This is a genomic window from Flavonifractor porci (assembly GCF_037572415.1).
GTDB lineage: Bacteria > Bacillota > Clostridia > Oscillospirales > Oscillospiraceae > Flavonifractor > Flavonifractor porci.
Window position 1 is genome coordinate 180,018 of record NZ_JBBHLB010000005.1, and the last position, 17,296, is coordinate 197,313.

13 protein-coding genes are annotated in these 17,296 nt (G+C 54.0%); 6 read left to right on the plus strand and 7 right to left on the minus strand.

Features of this window, described 5'->3' with window-relative positions; translation table 11 throughout:
• The first annotated feature begins 309 nt into the window (after positions 1-309).
• Both WHJ28_RS06555 and WHJ28_RS06560 read left to right on the plus strand, forming a co-directional pair.
• Positions 310-1,482 (plus strand): TFIIB-type zinc ribbon-containing protein, encoded by a 1,173-nt coding sequence (locus WHJ28_RS06555; protein WP_340040840.1) that lies wholly within the window; start codon positions 310-312, stop codon positions 1,480-1,482.
• A gap of 24 nt (positions 1,483-1,506) precedes the next feature.
• Positions 1,507-2,559, plus strand: coding sequence for an SPFH domain-containing protein (locus WHJ28_RS06560; RefSeq protein WP_340040842.1), 1,053 nt, complete (start codon positions 1,507-1,509; stop codon positions 2,557-2,559).
• A gap of 81 nt (positions 2,560-2,640) precedes the next feature.
• Here the strand turns inward: WHJ28_RS06560 and WHJ28_RS06565 are convergent, their stop codons facing one another.
• Positions 2,641-8,916 carry a beta-N-acetylglucosaminidase domain-containing protein gene (locus WHJ28_RS06565; RefSeq protein ID WP_340040844.1) on the minus strand — a complete coding sequence of 2,092 codons (6,276 nt, stop codon included), beginning with the start codon at positions 8,914-8,916 and terminating at the stop codon, positions 2,641-2,643.
• A 423-nt stretch (positions 8,917-9,339) separates the two neighbouring features.
• On the opposite strand from WHJ28_RS06565, the gene WHJ28_RS06570 reads away from it, so the two are divergent.
• Positions 9,340-10,713: a vWA domain-containing protein gene (locus WHJ28_RS06570; RefSeq protein WP_340040846.1), complete on the plus strand. Its 1,374-nt coding sequence runs from the start codon at positions 9,340-9,342 to the stop codon at positions 10,711-10,713.
• Positions 10,714-11,076: 363 nt separating this feature from the next.
• Here the strand turns inward: WHJ28_RS06570 and WHJ28_RS06575 are convergent, their stop codons facing one another.
• Entirely contained in the window at positions 11,077-11,286 is a 210-nt protein-coding gene (locus tag WHJ28_RS06575; RefSeq protein WP_340040848.1) for a helix-turn-helix domain-containing protein, read from the minus strand.
• A gap of 99 nt (positions 11,287-11,385) precedes the next feature.
• Between WHJ28_RS06575 and WHJ28_RS06580 the strand changes: the two genes are divergently transcribed.
• Entirely contained in the window at positions 11,386-12,384 is a 999-nt protein-coding gene (locus WHJ28_RS06580) for a hypothetical protein (protein WP_340040850.1), read from the plus strand.
• Between the two features lie 63 nt (positions 12,385-12,447).
• Here WHJ28_RS06580 and WHJ28_RS06585 read toward each other — a convergent pair whose 3' ends face one another.
• From WHJ28_RS06585 to WHJ28_RS06605, 5 genes are all read right to left on the minus strand, one after another.
• Positions 12,448-12,858, minus strand: a complete 411-nt coding sequence (locus tag WHJ28_RS06585) for a hypothetical protein (protein ID WP_340040852.1) — start codon at positions 12,856-12,858, stop codon at positions 12,448-12,450.
• Between the two features lie 158 nt (positions 12,859-13,016).
• Positions 13,017-13,559: an NADH peroxidase gene (locus tag WHJ28_RS06590; protein WP_340040854.1), complete on the minus strand. Its 543-nt coding sequence runs from the start codon at positions 13,557-13,559 to the stop codon at positions 13,017-13,019.
• A gap of 156 nt (positions 13,560-13,715) precedes the next feature.
• Positions 13,716-13,874 (minus strand): hypothetical protein, encoded by a 159-nt coding sequence (locus WHJ28_RS06595; RefSeq protein WP_340040856.1) that lies wholly within the window; start codon positions 13,872-13,874, stop codon positions 13,716-13,718.
• 12 nt (positions 13,875-13,886) lie between these two features.
• Positions 13,887-14,258, minus strand: a complete 372-nt coding sequence (locus tag WHJ28_RS06600) for a helix-turn-helix domain-containing protein (RefSeq protein WP_340040858.1) — start codon at positions 14,256-14,258, stop codon at positions 13,887-13,889.
• 248 nt (positions 14,259-14,506) lie between these two features.
• Positions 14,507-15,100: a cytidylate kinase-like family protein gene (locus WHJ28_RS06605; RefSeq protein ID WP_340040860.1), complete on the minus strand. Its 594-nt coding sequence runs from the start codon at positions 15,098-15,100 to the stop codon at positions 14,507-14,509.
• A gap of 237 nt (positions 15,101-15,337) precedes the next feature.
• Here WHJ28_RS06605 and WHJ28_RS06610 point away from each other — a divergent pair, with 237 nt between their 5' ends.
• Complete coding sequence (locus WHJ28_RS06610; protein ID WP_087189328.1) at positions 15,338-15,541, plus strand: DUF3185 family protein; 204 nt, start codon at positions 15,338-15,340, stop codon at positions 15,539-15,541.
• Positions 15,542-15,796: 255 nt separating this feature from the next.
• Entirely contained in the window at positions 15,797-17,152 is a 1,356-nt protein-coding gene (gdhA, locus tag WHJ28_RS06615; RefSeq protein WP_340040863.1) for an NADP-specific glutamate dehydrogenase, read from the plus strand.
• The last annotated feature ends 144 nt before the right edge of the window (positions 17,153-17,296 follow it).

A 17,296-nucleotide genomic window follows, 5' to 3' on the forward strand; every position in this document is an offset into this window, starting at 1 on the left:
TCCTCATCTCTCCACATTTTCCCGGAGAATACCCCGTGGAATCATACAAAGGTAACTATAGCATACCCTCCAAAGATATTCAAGTCAACGATTATTATACGCCTGTCCGTAATTTCTTACCTTATATATAAAAAGGCAGCGGGTCCTCCCTTCTCCTCTCCTGCATATTTAACAGTTTTCGCCAGCTGTCCATCTGCCCGGCATCCGGTCACGAAAGAGTTGAAATTGAAGTCAGGTACAGGGTATAATCAGTTATATGCCTTATCCAGGCGCCCTATCCGGCATTCGGTTACGAAAGAGGGTCACGGTATGTACACAGAGCATCAGGAAAAGGTGGACCGCCAGGTATGCGCCAATTGCGGCGGGACCATCAAATGGAACATCACCAAGCAGCGTCTGGAGTGTTCCGCCTGTCGAACGTCCCATATAGCAAAGACCACTGTTGAGCGGGTGGAAGAGCATGATTTTGAGGGATATATCCAGCGGGAGGGCCAGAGGGTCTCCTTTCCAGACACCGCTATCATTGTCTGCGGCACCTGCGGCGCACAGATCGCTGTGGACGAGCACTGTACTGCTACGGTCTGTCCCATGTGCGGCTCCACCCAGCTGCTGGAAAGCCGCCAGGAGGCCGGTGTTCCCCCCGACGGCGTGATCCCCTTTCGGGTGGATCAGGAAACTGCTCAACAAAACTTCGCCAAGTGGGTCAAAAGCCGCTGGTTTGCCCCAAATCGTCTGAAACAGGCCTACCAGGCGGGCAAGCTCCAGGGCATCTACCTGCCTTTCTGGACCTTTGATGCCCAGGTAAGCAGTACATACTGGGGACAAGGCGGTAACACCCATACCGTTCGGGACAGCAAGGGCAACACCCGCACGGAGATCCACTGGCGGCCGGTGAGCGGTACCATAGGCGGCTTTTATGACGATTTGCAGGTGTGTGCAACCTTAAATTCTGTCAGTCAGGTAGTGGAAAAGATCCTTCCTTATAATACCTGCGACAACACACTCCCCTTCTCATCCAGCTATCTGTCCGGTTTTCTTGCGGAGCACTATGCTATTCCCGCTACCCAGGCGGTTGATACCGCCAAAGAGCAGGTCCGTACCGACCAGATCAATCAGGCAGAAAGCGATATTCTGTCCCGGGGCTTTGACCATGCCCGGGTCAGTGACATTCACATTGAATACCATAAAATCACCTATAAACACGTACTGCTGCCCGCCTGGTCCTCCGCCTTTGCCTACAATGGCAAGCAGTATATGTACATTATCAATGGCGAGAGCGGCAAAGTGGGCGGTCAGCGGCCCTACAGCATACCCAAGATCGTGGCGGCAGTGGCCGCTGCCGCAGCAGCCATCACAGCTGCCGTGATCCTGCTCACCGGCGCATCCGCCCCGCCCACGCTCCAGGCGGAGGAAAGCACACAGCCTCAGGGCATCGTAATTCAGGAGGATACTCCCTGGATGACCTGGGCGTATGATCTCTGAGACATAGAAAGGACGGGAAAAGCCATGGCATGGTTTGGTCAGGGAAAGGACACCATTGAATGGGACGAATTCCGAGACGACGTACTCTTTTACAAATGGCCCGCCAAGGAGATCAAGCGGGGCTCCCATCTGATCGTGCGCCCGGGGCAGAAGGCCATCTTCTATTCCGACGGTATTGTAGGCGCGGTCTTTGAAAATCAGGGTAATTTTGATATCTACACCGATATCGTTCCCTTTTTCTCGACGCTGAAGGGCTGGCTGTCCCTGCGGGGGGACTCCGGCCTGCGTGCGGAGGTCTACTTTGTCAACGCCAAGGAGTTGACCCTGCCCTGGGGCACCCGTCAGCGGATCATGATCCCCACTCCAGAAGTGCCCAGCGGCATCCCTGTAGGGTGCAACGGCAATCTGGTCATTGAGTTCCGGGACTACCAGACCTTTATCAACAAGGTGGCCGGAGTCAAAGCCACCTATTCTCTGGAGGATGTGGCCGACCGGATCATGGGTGAACTCAACCCAGTGGTAGCCGAAGCCATTCTGGGCGGACAGCAGCAGATGGGACTCAACGCACTGGTGGGTCTTCAGCAGAACAGCCGCAAACTTGGGAGGGCTATTCAGGAGGAGCTGGACAAGGAGCTCAGTGACTTCGGTCTGGGCGTGGCGGATGTCAATATCCTGGCCTTCAACTATCCCCCCGAAGTCCAGAAGATGGCGGAGAAGGTGGCCGCCCAGTCCTTTATCACCGACATGGGCAAGTATACCTCCGTCAGTATGGCTGACAGTATGTCCACTCCCGGCAGCGCCGGTTCGGCTGCTGCCTCGGGCATGGGAATGGCCATGGGAATGCAGATGGCAGCCCAGATGATGGGTCAGATGGCGCAGCCCCAGGCCGCCCAGCCTCAACAGGCCGCCTGTATCTGTGGCTTCTGCGGCTATTCCAGCCCCACCCAGGTCAAATTCTGCCCTCAGTGCGGCAAGCCTATAGGCCAGCCTCAGCCGGCAGGGGACCGTTTCTGTCCCAACTGCCGCAAAATGGTGGCCGGTAAATTCTGTCCCGACTGCGGCACACCGACTGTATAATACTCATTTAGCCTTTAAATATGATAAAAGGTGGCAGACACAAAAGTGCCTGCCACCTTTTTACGTTGCAGAAAGTTTGGATTACTCCGCTTTGCTATCCGCAAAGCGCATGAGGATGGTAGCGACCTCAACGCGGGTGGCGGTGCCGGTGGGATCCAGCTTGCCGCCGTCCTTGCCGGACAGCAGGCCGGAGCCTACCGCCCACTCCATGGCCTCAGCGGCCCAGGAGGAGGTGTTGGCGCCGTCGGCGAAGGTGGTCAGATCGCCCTTGGCGGACACATCGTAGCCCTTGCTCTCAGCGTAGCGGTACAGGATGGTGGCCAGCTGCTCCCGGGTCACGGTGTCGTTGGGGGCAAACACGGTGTCGCTGTAGCCCTTGACGATACCCTTGGAGGCGGCCCAGTTCACAGCGTCGGTGTACCACACACCGCTCTCCACATCGGTGAAGGACAAGGTGGCCTCAGCCTTGGGCTGGCCCTCCAGCCGCCACAGGATGGTGACGATCATGGCACGGTTGGTGATCATGAGGGGAGCGAAGGTAGTGGAGGATGTGCCGTCCATCAGCTTATTATCGCAGACGTACTTCACGGCCTCATAGAACCACTCGTCGGCCTTCACGTCGGTGAAGGGCGTGTCGGTATCCACGGGGGTATCGTCCTTGACAAATGCTGCTTTCACGGTGACGGCGGAAGCAGGCATGGCGAAGGTGTACTTTCCGTCGCCCTTGTCGGTGAGCTTGACCTCGCTGCCGTTCTTGTCGGTGACGGTGATGGTATCCAGCTTGTAGCCCTCGTCAGACTTCACAGTCAAGGTGATGGTGAGACCCTTGGAGGCGCGGGTGCGGCTGGACGTCACAGTGCCATTGTCCGTCTCGTCCACGGTGATGGCGTAGGAGGTAGAGGGAACACCACCGGAACCATTATCCTCCCACTTGGCGTACAGGGTCATGCTCTCGTTTACAGGATCGCTGAAATTCCACTGGGTGGTATATATATTGTCGGTATACCAGCCTGCAAACACATAGCCCTCGCGAACAGGTGCCTCAGGTTCGGCCACAGTGCTGCCGACCTCGACCGTCTGTTCAGGTACACTGCTTCCGCCGTTGCTTTCAAAGGTCACCGTAACCGTCTTGGGCGCATTGGGGTCGATGGCATCGGCCCGGATCAGCACCTCCGCATTGATGTTGGAGATGGTGACATTACCAGTGACAGCGTCGTAAGTATACCCCTTGCCCTGTTCAAGGGCAGTGCCGCCCATGGTCACGGAAATGGTCTCAGGCAGGATATAGCCCTCGGCGGGAACCAACTTGAAGGTAAGGTCGGTCCCATCCATCACACTGTCTGTCTTGGGGTCCACACTGGCATTGTACAGGATGTATTCGATATGGTGCATCACAGCAGTCTCAGTCTTAAAGGTGCAGGATGCGGGCTGCGACTCGTTGCCGCTTCTGTCGTAGGCGGTAACCGTTACCGTATACTCTGCGTTGGGAGTCAGGCCGGAGAAGGCGTAGGTGCTGGCCGTGATATCGGCCACCGGGTCAGACGCTCCGTTCAGATAGACACGATAACCGGCCAGGTCGGCCTCCGCGGAGGGCGTCCAGGTGACCGTGGCGCCGGTCTGCGTGACTCCGGAAGCGGCCAGTCCGGCGGGCGCCGCAGGAGCCGTGGTATCGGGCCGCTCCACAGTGATGGTCACACCAAGGTCATTCACTGCGTCCAGGGTGCCGTGAATGGTCTGGGCAGCTTCGCTCTCGGCGGCATAATCGCTTTCCGTCCAGGCCACATTGCATACCACAAAGGTACTGTCGCTCATCTCGACCACAGCCCGAGTGGGCAGACCGAGCTCGGCAAAAGCGGTGCCCTGCTGTGCCGTGACAGAAGCCGGGTTCACGGCTGCGGAGACAGCCTTGGGTTCTTCCGTCAGCGTAAGGTGCAGTTCTGCCTTCACACCATCCGTGTTGGTCACGGGGTCCTGACACTGAAGCGTACCGGTCAGAGTCTGCTCCGCGCTGTTGGAATTATATCCCTCGTCGCTCCAGGTCACATTCAGGGTGATCGAAGTGCCGTCAGCCAGAGTTGCGGCTACCGTCTCAGGCAGATTCAGATCGCCAAAGGCTGTTCCAAGAACGCCTGTGGCAGTGGCAGGTTTGACCGATTCCACGTTAGGCTCCGCAGGCGCCACAAACCGGGTACCGGTAACGGTAACTTCTTTCAGGCCGATGCAGGTACTTTCTCTAGGTATAACACTATTGCCCTTCTCAAAATAGAGCCGGAGATAACGGGTGCCCGCAGGAATGGGCTTTGTAAAGTCCGCCTTGGCCACGCTGTGGGTAGCGCCAGATTCCGTTCCCGACTGCGTCACAGTGGCAATGGTAGTCCAGGCATTGGCATCCTTTGCGTTTTGGCCGGTGAGAGCCTCTTTATTATTCATAGTCTGATAGAGGTTCTCTTTGCTGTAGTCCTGGGGCGTATAGTCGCTGCCCGCAACCTGAATCCAATATTCATCGGACCAGGTCTTATTAAAGTAGGACATGGAGATCCCGGTGACATCAGCCACATCTTCCCCAAGATCGATCACGATCCAGGCGCCGTTGGAATCTGTCGCCACTTCGGGACCCACCCAGTTGCTGCTCCACCGAGTGCCGGTATCGCCGTCCACACTCTTGCTGGGTTCAAATCCAGAACTCAGTTCCATACCGGAGGCATAGACGGGGTGCTCCAGAGAAAGATTCTCTTCCGCTCCAACGCCGGCCGAATAAGTCTTGGTACCATTGATTTTCAGTTCAGCCACACTGATGCCAGTGGCGCCGGTGGCATACTTGTTGATCTCATTAAACACTACGCACACATACCGACCACTGGTGCCCTCAGGCAGTACAGTTACCTGATCGTCGTGACCTTTTTGATCGGTAGGATCATAGGACGCGCTGGCAGCCTTTGTACCGCCGCTTACCTTGCCGTCTTGTACCGTAAAGGGCTCGTCGGAGACGTAGATATCATATTTGGTGGGCCAGGATTTATCTGTGTAGCATTTCAGCGTAATATCGGTAAGCTCATTGGTGCCGCTCAGATCTTCTCCGTCTTTGCCGGTGTTCAGATCCACGATGATCCACTCCACGCCCGGAGTCTGAGGCGCATCCACGCTGCCGGTCTCCTTGATGGCAGGACCCGCGCACCACCGGTTGCTGGGATCGCCGTCCAGGGCCTTCCAGGACTGAGGATCGTCCGAAGATCCGGAAACACCAGATGCCTGATGGGCCTTATTCAGCGCCAGATTACCGGCAAAAGGCTCCTGAGGGGTGGAACTGTCCCGCCGCACAGCGACCACGGCAGTCAGAGCAAAGCCACCGGGATTGGTGATGGTATCGCCCAGGACATAGTTGCCCGTTACGGTGTATTCCTTGGCAGCGGTAGGATCATAATCTTCCCCGGACCAGACAACAGGAAGGGTAACCTCTTTGCCGTTGCTCAGGGTCACAGTACCCTGCGCAGGCAAGCCGGCCCGATCCAATTCGGTGCCAAAGGCCACTTCCACTTCGATTTCCGGATTGGGAGCGGTGTAAATGCTGGGCAGCGGGAGGGGTGCCTTACCGGCTTCGCCCTCGTCCAGACGTCCGTTGAGCAGGATCTCCGCAATGCTGACATTGCTGCCGGCCGCCCAGGCCACTTTAATCGCGGAGATATCGCCCAGCTGGGAAGTATCGCCTACCCAGACGGTATTGTCTGCCGTTCCAACAGTCTCCCAGTTATCGCCCACCTTCACGGTCACGCTGGCATTGGAGACAGAATTCTGAATCACACTGACCGAATCCAGATGGACCGGCTTCTTCAGAGTATAGACCAGCTCGCCGGCAGCACTGCTGTTAAAAGCGGTCAGCAGATTGCCGTCCATTGCGTTTTGTTCATTTGCGGCGCCGCTGGTAAAGGTTCCGGCAGAGGTGTCTACGGTAAATTCCCGAACGTTGAGCTTGCTGCTGGAATCTTCTGTCTGGCGCAGCCGCAGGTAGCGGGCACGAATGGCAAGATCAGACAGGGTGATATGAGTGGAATCTACCTCAGGAACCAGGGTAATCCACTGGATTCCATCCTGAGAATACTCCAGAGTGGCGTTATGATAATAGTTGCTGTCCTCATCCTTTTCGCCCTGAAGGATAGAAACGCCGCGCACGGTCTTTTCGATGCCCAAATCCACGCCGTAATAGTCATTGGCCTGCTGCGCAACATCGTACTTGGCGGCGCTGCCGGCATTTCCATCCAGCATTGCGTTGGAAGCGGTGGCCTCCTGGCGGACCCCGCCGATCACCGCATAGAGGGTGGGCTCGGTATGAGATACCTGCGGGCTCAGCTCTTCAAAAATGCGGGTGGATACACCTTCCATCAGATCCGTAATGAACGGCTGCAGCCGCTTGGAGCCGCCATAAGTGTTAAGGCTCTTCTTTTCGGTATTGGCAGCATTGTACTGGGCCCAGGCCTCAGCCAGATTGTCGCTGTTGACCGCAACAGCCGCCTGAAGAGCGGGCTGGATCGCCTGAGCGACTTTTTCCAGATTGCTGAGCCAGGGATTCAATTCACCGATCAGTTGAGCGCTGGTGCAGTGTTCCTTAAAATATGCGATCGCTTCCACAATGTGCTGGCATTCATCCCGCAGCTTCACAAAGTCCGGATCCTCAGCGGTCAGGGTCCCGTTTTTCGTCTTTTCCAGAACTGCCGCCATGGTGTCCTTCAGATAATCAGACTCAGGGAAGGGATTTCTGCCAGGGAAACGGCTGGGCACGTTGGAACCAACTGCTGCGCCCACATTCCGGGCAATGGTGAGATAGGCGTCATACACCTCGGGCTGGAGGTACTTGAAGCAATCTTCCCAGATGTCCAGATAATTCTCGTCATAGCTTTCATTGTTCCAGTTCCAGCACATCAGCTGGTAGATACCCACCTTACTGACCTGGGGCTTATTGCAGGGGTTTGAGATAATGCCCAGGTGATGTTTCAGTCCTTTTGCCCATTGCAGATAGGCCTGGCTGTCACCCAGGAAAATGCCCCGGCCACCGGTATGTTCGTTACAGGGATAGTTCAGCCAGGTTACGATGTCATGTCCGCTGCGATCATACGCATAGTCGTAATTCTTCTGCTCCACGGGAGAATTTACCGTAGCGCCCGTCCAGTAGATTGGAATACGGGAGTCCAGATTTTTAAACGATGCCAGCTCCTCGCCGTTGTCTGTCTCCGCACGACCGACATTATAATGCTGCGGGCAGTACACAATGGTTGCACAATCACCCTTTTTATCCACATAATCGGTCATGATCCGGTTCAGCAGATTTACCGCATCGGCATGGGTGCCGGAACCGAAATCGTCGTTCAGGATGTGGAATTGGCGCACACCAATCGCATAGAACTGGTCAAGCTTTTTGGTGAGCAGATCAAAGCGTCTGTTATACTCCGCATAGCCCGCTTCATTACTGGGATCGGTGCTTACGCCGCCTTTAAAAAAGCTGCCCAGATGAACAGACCAGACAAATTCCACTTTGGTTTCTTTTCCGACTTCGACAAGCCGTTTAAAGTCCTTCATCTGATCCTCTGGATAGAGTTTGTCCCAATCAGAAGTATGATACTTGTCCGTTTTGGACGCATAGACAAAGATGTTCATTTTGACATCCCGCCCCATGCGCATCACGCTTTCCCGGTTTTCAACATCCCAGCCGCCATAGAAGCCTTCTATCACACCGCGGTACAGGTTGTTGGAATAGTCCTCGATCTCCACCGGCAGGAACTTCTGACCGGCAAAGGAGCTGAACATCATCTGCAGGGTGGCCAGACCGTAGTAAACACAGTCTGTATCCTTACCCACGATGGTAACCACTCCGTTGGCGTTGTTGGTGGTATCTGCCACCAACATATAGGGATCATACTTCCCCATACCGGTACTGTCGCTGTCGTCGAACAGGTCCGTACGAGCGGTGGGAACAGGGTCTGCAACAGTCTTGTCCTCGTCCCCGTAGACGCCCAACAGGATGTTGGTCTTCCCGGCCACCACCGCACTGGAGGTAGTCATGGTCATGTCATAATCGGCCAGGATTTCTTCCAGAAAATCTTTGGTGTAGCTGTCGATGCCGCTCTCCACCACAACGTTGACTTCTTTGGTCATGGTGAAGGGTACTGCTCCGTCAGGATAGACGACCGAATGGGGCACCGGATAAATTTCATAACGACCTTGGTCCTCTGAAAATCCGTTGACAAGACTATCTTCCACCATGCCCTCTTTGGGCGGCTGCAGCGCAAACGCAGGCGACACGGTGGTAGACAGCATGGTACCGGCCAACAGCAAGGCCAGTACCTGTTTGTTGCCTCTTGACTTCATCCTCTTCACATCTCCTTTTTAAAAATCGGACCTACTTCCGGCAGGATTGCGTTTACGCCTGCGGATTGGTATCATATCCACCCCTTATTTCTCCCGCCTTTGGCACTCCGGGTCTTAAAATCTTCGTTCATAACCTCCTTCTTATTTTTCGACACAATAGTCTATATTTAGTTTATCACGGTACCCTACAGCCGCAAGTATGATTTTTTATCATACTTTTACTCAGTACAGAACTTTTTTTCAAGGGTATCAAAACTTTAAAACTATTTTAATGAAATTGCTTTCCCATAGTTTTATAGTCGGCATCCATATTCTTACCTTAATTGGCCAACCTCTCCCTTGCTTTATACAGCCAGCCTGCGCCTTTCCTTCTTTTCACGCATATCATGTTGCGGGAGCATCTCCCAGAAGGGGGTAACACGCATGGGTGTTACAAATTCCAACAAACTCACCAATACCGACCACATTGCCTGCGGCGATTCACTGCGTGTAAGCCTGTCCCTGACAGCTGCACCAGATATTATTTCCAATCCCACTGATATTGTGCTGATTCTGGATCGCTCAGGCAGTATGGCCGGCACACCACTGACCAACATGAAACTGGGTGCAAAAACATTTATTGATATCATCGATGAGGCCACCGATAATATGAACGATGGTCAAATCGGTTCCGGCAGCCGCATCGGCATTGTCAGCTTTTCCAGTACCGCTGTGGCGAACACCCAGCTCATCACCTCAGTGAACACGCTGAAAGACGCTGTGGACAGTCTGAGCGCCTCAGGCCTGACCAACCACGCAGACGCCTTTTCCAAGGCCATCCAGCTTTTTGATCCTACCTCCGGCAATGCAAAGGTGATGATCATATTTACCGATGGCAATACTACGGCCGGTGCGCCTCCGGCACCTGTGGCCGCCGCCGCCCGGGCTGCGGGTATCACCATCTATTGCATCGGCCTGATAGGCTCCGGCGGTCTGGATATTGACGCATTAAACAACTGGGCCACCGACCCGGACGCTGCACATGTGGCGGTAACGCCCGATGCCGCCGATTTGGAAGACCTTTTCAAAGAACTGGCAGCCAACCTGACCAAGGCAGGCGCAACCAACATTGTAATCGACGAAATCGTCAACTCCGATTTTATGATCACAAGTATTCTATCTCCCACAAAGGGCTCCGCCGCCATGTTGGACGCACACACTCTGCGGTGGACCATTCCCGCATTGGGGGTGGATGCCAGCGAGAGCGCTGTGCTTGATTTTTTCATCCGGCATATCGGCCGGGAGCCGGGAACCAAACTGGTCAATCAGTCCATCACTTATTCTGATACCGAGGGGAATGTGGTGTCTTTTCCCGCCCCCATGGTAACTGTGGAATGCGACATCGTGGTAACGCCGGAAGCTTGCCCCACGCCAGTAGATTTTACCGTGGAAGGTTGCACCGACTCGGTCCTGGTCGACCTGGGAGACACCTATTTGGAGTCTCAGGGCCGCATCATACAAACAGACGTCACCATCAAAAATGTATGTCCCGGAAAACGGATCGCGCTGGCCGCCATTCTCTCGGAAGTGGACGCCAACGGAACAGAATATCCACGGGGCATGAAGGCAATGACCATCCCGGCCCACAACTTTCCCACTTGCCGGGACATACAGGTCCGGTGCATCAAATTTGTTGTACCCGAAGACTTGAATGTTTCCGGAACCTCATTTTGCAGTCCCCGCAGCTTCAAGGCTCGCTTTATCGCCAACAGCATTGATACGGATTACCACTGCTGCGAATCTACGATCACATTATGACCCAACTCCCACTGTTTTGTTTTCACAGCACAGGATCTCTGCTGCAAAACGTTGATCTGCTCTCTTCGCAGGCAATGTCCCCAGTGCAGCATACAAAATAAACAAAACGCAGCTACCGCAAACAGGCAAGCGCCTGATTTCGCGGTAGCTGCTGTTTTTGCCCGATAAAGGCGGCTGTAACGGCATGAGATAGGAGCTTCTCAAACGTGTGCGGCGGACACGTAAGGTACAGCGTACAAAGCAAATTTTCACGATACCCTATGCAGCCAGGATATTGTATTGACCGCAGGGCGCTATTAAGATTATTGTGTTGGATTAGCTTCCTAATTGCAGCAAAAACGGGCGGGTTTCCCCGCCCTTCAATTAGCTTTCATCGTCTTTGATATATTTCATAATATCGCCCACTTCGCAGTCCAGAATACGACAAAACACCTCTATGGTATGGGTACTGACACTTTCGTTGCGCTTCAACCTTGTAATCTGTGCCGGGCTGATATTGTATTTCTTTATGAGGGCATATTGGGAAATCCCTTTTTCCCGCATGACATTCCATAAGTTGTCGTAAGAAATCATAACATTCAAGCCTCGCTCTCTACTTGAATGTTAACCGAAAACGATGTACAATTAGATTAACCAATATCGGTTAATATATTTATGTAGGAGGAGACGGAAATGAAAAAAATATTGTTGTTTGTTCTATCAGCGGCTCTCATATTATCTTTGGCAGCTTGCGGCGGGGACACAACCAGTGACTCCAACGTATCAGGCAGCAATGAAACCAATACGCCAAACAACAGTGGAACACCCGGCAATGATGCTGATAGCGTTCAAGAAGCAGAGGTACCCAACAACGGGGAGTGGGACGAAATCCTTTGCTCCGGGGACGGCTATCACTTGGTAAAAAAAGAGGTTGATTCCTACGATGGCTACAAATTCACACTTGGTGTAGTGGATGATGAGGGCCAGTGGGTACAGGAAATGACCGACACCGGAACTTTTGTAGACGAAGTACGCTTCCGCGCCGAAGGCAGCAGTGAAACCCTGCGAGACAGTTCCTGCTATATGTATCTGGGAGAAGGCGTGTTTCTTGCTTCTCCAGGTGTGTCCGTATACACAAAGGACGAAGAACACCGGGTCGGTCCTTGGGAGAACAGCGTATCTTACAGCCCTACTGGACGGGCTGAGGTTGCAATCTGGGAATGCCTTCTTTGGAATGTAAAAACTAATATGCAGACAGAGATTGACGCATCCAAGATGTCCATGTTCCAGGACGGATACTTGCTGTTCTGCAAAGAGGACGAGTCCGGCAGCGGTACACTCAGTGCCATGAATACTAACGGCGAAATCACTGAATTCACCTGTAAGTTCTTGCCCAATAAGCCCGGCCACAATTTCCCCGTCTATTCAGAGGGATTGTTCTATGCCTGCACTGACAAGGGGTCTCGTCCCGGTTTTTTTGACATCTCGGGTAATATGGTCATTGACTTATCGTCGTATGATGTAGGCAGGATACCCTATTCCAATGAAATGGGAGTAAACGCCCCGTACTTTGAGAATGGGCAGGCTACTATTTTATTCGCCAACAATGCCGGGAGCGTGTTCCAGGCAACTATTGATAAAACAGGGGCTTTCGTGGGAGAACCTGAAAAAGTAGATGTTTCTGTTTATTAAGCACAAAAAGAGAGGGCGGTACACCATCAGTGCCGTCCTCTCTCATTTTGTATTCCATTGTTATCAAGCGCTCTCCTGCTCCTTCTTCTCTTCCTGCTTCTTCTGGAAGCCAGCAAGATCAATCACCTTGGAAGCATTGGAACTAAAATCGGGCTGCTCCTTGTACTTTGGGAACTGGGTCTCAAACCAATTCCGCACAAACTTGTAGGGGATGGGCTGCTCCAGGGAGCAGGTCTTGACCACCTCAGACTGGGCCAACAGCTCACCAGCATTCTGAAACACGCCCATATACTTCTCCATGTTTGCGCAAGTCAGGTTCTTGTAGGTGCGTTTGCTGGCATTTTTCTTGATGGTCTTGGTCGCTATCTGAGTACTGGGGAAGTCCTGGCGGTAAGCTCTCCACTCTCTGTATTCAGGAGGGCCGAAGATACGGGTCTGCTTCTTGAAAGCCTTGCCGTGGTGGGCAATCCCCATGGGACAAATCCCATGGGGACCCCAATGATTTCATCTGCTCGGGCGGAGTGAATCCGCCCGGCTTCGAGGTTTCAGCTTCGCCAAAACCCTCGGTGACGAGGCCCGCCACGGCAAAAAAGATCCCGGTCCGTTGGACCGGGATCTTTTAGGTATTCAGATTAGCCGAAGTAACGCTTCAGCAGGCCCTCGAAAGCCTTGCCGTGGCGGGCCTCGTCGCGAGCCATCTCGTGGACGGTGTCGTGGATGGCGTCCAGGTTGTGCTCCTTGGCCAGCTTGGCCAGCTCGAACTTGCCGGCGGTAGCGCCGTTCTCGGCGTCCACACGCATCTCCAGGTTCTTCTTGGTGGAATCGGTCAGAACCTCACCCAGCAGCTCGGCAAACTTGGCGGCGTGCTCGGCCTCCTCCAGAGCGGCCTTCTCCCAGTACAGGCCGATCTCGGGGTAGCCCTCACGATGAGCCACACGGCTCATGGCCAGATACATACCGACCTCGGAGCACTCGCCCTCAAAGTTCATGCGCAGGCCCTGGATGATCTCCTCGGGAGCGCCCTTGGCAACACCGACAACGTGCTCAGCAGCCCAGGTACGATCGCCACCCTGGAGCACGAACTTCTCCTTGGGAGCCTTACAGATGGGGCAGAAATCAGGGGCGGAATCCCCCTCGTGAACATAACCGCAAACAGAGCAGACCCACTTTTTCATGTGATTTTCCTCCTAATTTAATGATTTATTTTATTCAATTTCGGGTTAGCTGGAAGTGCTAATCAGTAATGATTATCATTTCTGATATTAAGATAGCACAACTTAACTCTGCCGTCAAGTGTTTTTTTCAAATTCCGAAAACTTTTTTATTTCACCTTACTTTTCATGTTTGCGGCGGTAACGGCGGTGTCCCAGCACCAGAATAAAAACGCCTGCCGCTGCCAGGATTCCGCCCAATACAATCTGGGCGATGATGGGACCATACATGATAGATATCACACGATCTATACTACTACTATAAAAGCCGAGATCCATTTCCTTATCCCCCTATGGCAGACATTCGGGCAACTTCATAAACTCCCACAGGCCATTTATGGTCAAAAGCTGCAGCAGCCCCCGTATCAACAGATAGCTCCCCACTGCCAGCGGTAAAATCCCCAGCAGATACCATCTGGGTTCTCTCCTCTCAGGTGCCGCCTCTGTGGGCAGGCCCGGATCAGGCCTCTCCCCTAACAGCAGCTGGTCTGTTGTGATCCCAAATAGTTTGGCCAAGGCCACGATCTTATCCAATTCCGGCTGGGCAGCGTCACCCTCCCACTTGCTCACCGCCTGGCGGGACACTCCCAGCAGTTCGGCCAACCCTTCCTGAGACAGGCCCGCGCGTTTGCGGTAATTCAGAATCCGCTCTCCCAAGGTCATCCTTGCTCGCCATCCTTTCTCCCGGCGTCACCGGACAGTTCCAGACTATCAAACGATCCGGTTTCATACCATAAAGTTTGGCTTGAACTTCCACAACCGCTGGTTGTCAAAAGGGTTTTCAAGCAAAATCATCATAACATAGCCTGCCCAGCGTATTCAAGCATCCCTTGGTAAAGATCCGGCATAACAGAAAACGGGCGCGCTGGGATATACAGCGCGCCCGTTTTGAGCGGTTTTTATCAGGCAATTTATGTGTCCGCAAGTGCCTGGGCGGCAGCCTTGATTACAGCCACGCAGGCATCGATACCGATACGGCTGTTGACGCACAGATCATACTCCCGGCTCTGTCCCCAACGGCCGGTGGCAAAATAATTATAATAGGAGGCTCTTGCCTTGTCCTGGCGGATAACATAGCTCTCCAGATTGTTCTCCTGTACACCGTACTCCTCCCGAGCCCGGCGGATCCGCTGATCCAGAGGTGCATTGACAAATACCTTCAGGCAGCGGGGGTGATCCCGAAGGATATAGTCGGCGCAGCGGCCCACAATGACACAGGATTCCCTGTCAGCGGCCTCCTTGATAACTTTAGCCTGCGCGATAAACACCTGATCGGGAACCGATGGCGTCTGTACGCTGGTATAGAGATCATAGAGAAAACTATTGGTGGGGCGCTGATGCTCGGCATTGCGGATAAAGTGCTCGGAGAAGCCTGTCTTTTTTGCCACATCGGAGATCAGCTGTTTGTCGTAAAATGTGATGCCCATCTCTTCGGACAACTGCTTGGCAATAAGCCGTCCGCCGGAACCGTACTCACGACCGATGGTAATGACGATGTGTTTCATAAGAACACCTCCTATCCTAATTTAAGTATAATGCTTTTTTCTCCTTCCGTCAAAGAGTTTTCATTTTCATATCTTATATTTATTATCCTATGTTAATATGCAAAATTTATTACGGATTTCGATTGACTTTCCGCCAAACCTGAGTATAATAGTTGCCATCTGGCCCATATGTCCAAAGGGTCTTTTCCCTCCGCAAGGAAACTGAAAAAGAGAGCACAAAAAGAAAGGAGTATCCATATGTTTATTCTGGGTATCATTCTGATCATCGCCGGTATTGGCTGTGCCGGTTACGGTTTTATGCAGAACAACAGCTTGGAGGCCCAGTTCACCAGCATCATGAGCAGCGGTACCGCTAACCCCGGCACCATGTTTATCGTCATTGGCGTGATCCTGCTGGTAGTCGGTATCATCCTCTGTGTGGTCGGCAAAAAGAAGAATTAAGGTAGTACATATGACACGGGCGGTCGTCAATGCGATCGCCCGTTCTTCTTTGCAACCCAGCAGTCAAACTGGTGCACTTCCCCCCGGTCAAATCAAGCATTTTTCGTCAAATATGCAATTCTTATTTTTTCTCTTGCATTTCATGAACGTATGCATTATAATAACTTCAACATAGCAAAGTGTTCCTCTAAACAGCTGAGCATGATTAAATTTTGGCTGGTCCCGCAGGGCCGCCAGGCAAAGGGGTTTGGCAATATGGCATTTACGATCACCAATTCTTACCTTCAGAGCGTGTATGACGGCGTCTGCAAGAAGAACTCCCATGAGCCCGAGTTCCTCCAGGCTGTAGGTGAGGTTATGGAATCCCTCCAGCCCGTGTTTAACCAGAAGCCCGAGCTGGCCAAGATGGGCATTATGGACCGCATGGTGGAGCCTGAGCGCAGCCTGTTGTTCCGTGTGTCCTGGGTGGACGATAAGGGCCAGGTCCAGGTAAACCGCGGTTACCGGGTGCAGTTCTCCACTGCCATCGGCCCCTCCAAGGGCGGCCTGCGCTTCCACCCCTCCGTCAACCTGTCCATCATCAAGTTCCTGGGCTTTGAGCAGGTGTTTAAGAACTCCCTGACCGGCCTGCCCATGGGCGGCGGCAAAGGCGGCTCTGACTTTGATCCCAAGGGCAAGAGCAGCAACGAGGTCATGCGTTTCTGCCAGTCCTTCATGACTGAGCTGCAGCGGCACATCGGTCCCGACACCGACGTGCCCGCCGGCGATATCGGCGTGGGCGCTCGTGAGATCGGCTACCTGTTTGGCCAGTATAAGCGTATCCGCAACGAGTTCAACGGCGTGCTCACCGGCAAGGGCCTGACCTATGGCGGCTCTCTGGCCCGCACCGAGGCCACCGGCTACGGCCTGTGCTACTTTACCAACGAGATGCTCAAGGCCGCCGGCAAGTCCTTCCAGGGCCAGAGCGTGGTGATCTCCGGCTCCGGCAACGTGGCCATCTACGCCAACCAGAAGGCCACTCAGCTGGGCGGTAAGGTCATCGCCATGAGTGACTCCAATGGCTACATTGTGGACGAGAACGGCATCGACTACAAGGTAATCAAGGAGATCAAGGAGGTCAAACGGGACCGCATCAAGACCTACCTGGATTACGTCCCCACCGCCAAGTATTACGAGGGCTGCCAGGGCATCTGGACCGTTCCCTGCGGCATCGCTCTCCCCTGCGCCACCCAGAACGAGCTGCCCCTGGAGGGCGCCAAGGCTCTGGTGGAGCACGGCTGCTTTGCCGTGGCCGAGGGCGCCAATATGCCCTCCACTCCCGAGGCGGTTGCCTGGTTCCAGGAGCACGGCGTGCTCTTTGCCCCCGCCAAGGCTTCCAACGCTGGCGGCGTGGCTACTTCCGGTCTGGAGATGAGCCAGAACTCCATGCGCCTGAGCTGGACCTTTGAGGAAGTGGACCAGAAGCTCCACGACATTATGACCAACATCTACCACAATGCTGCCAAGGCTGCCGAGGAGTACGGTATGCCCGGCAACCTGGTGGCGGGCGCCAACATCGCCGGCTTCATGAAGGTGGCCGACGCTATGATCTGGCAGGGCGTGTCCTACTAAGCAACGCCCCCTTATGCTGACTTTCCAAGGAGGGACGCGGCAGCGCCGCGTCCCTCCTTTTTCGTCGGCCACCGGGGCCCCATCAAAGATGGGGCGGCGCGCAAGCGCCGTACAAGCGTTTTACCGGCAGGCAAAACCTTAATG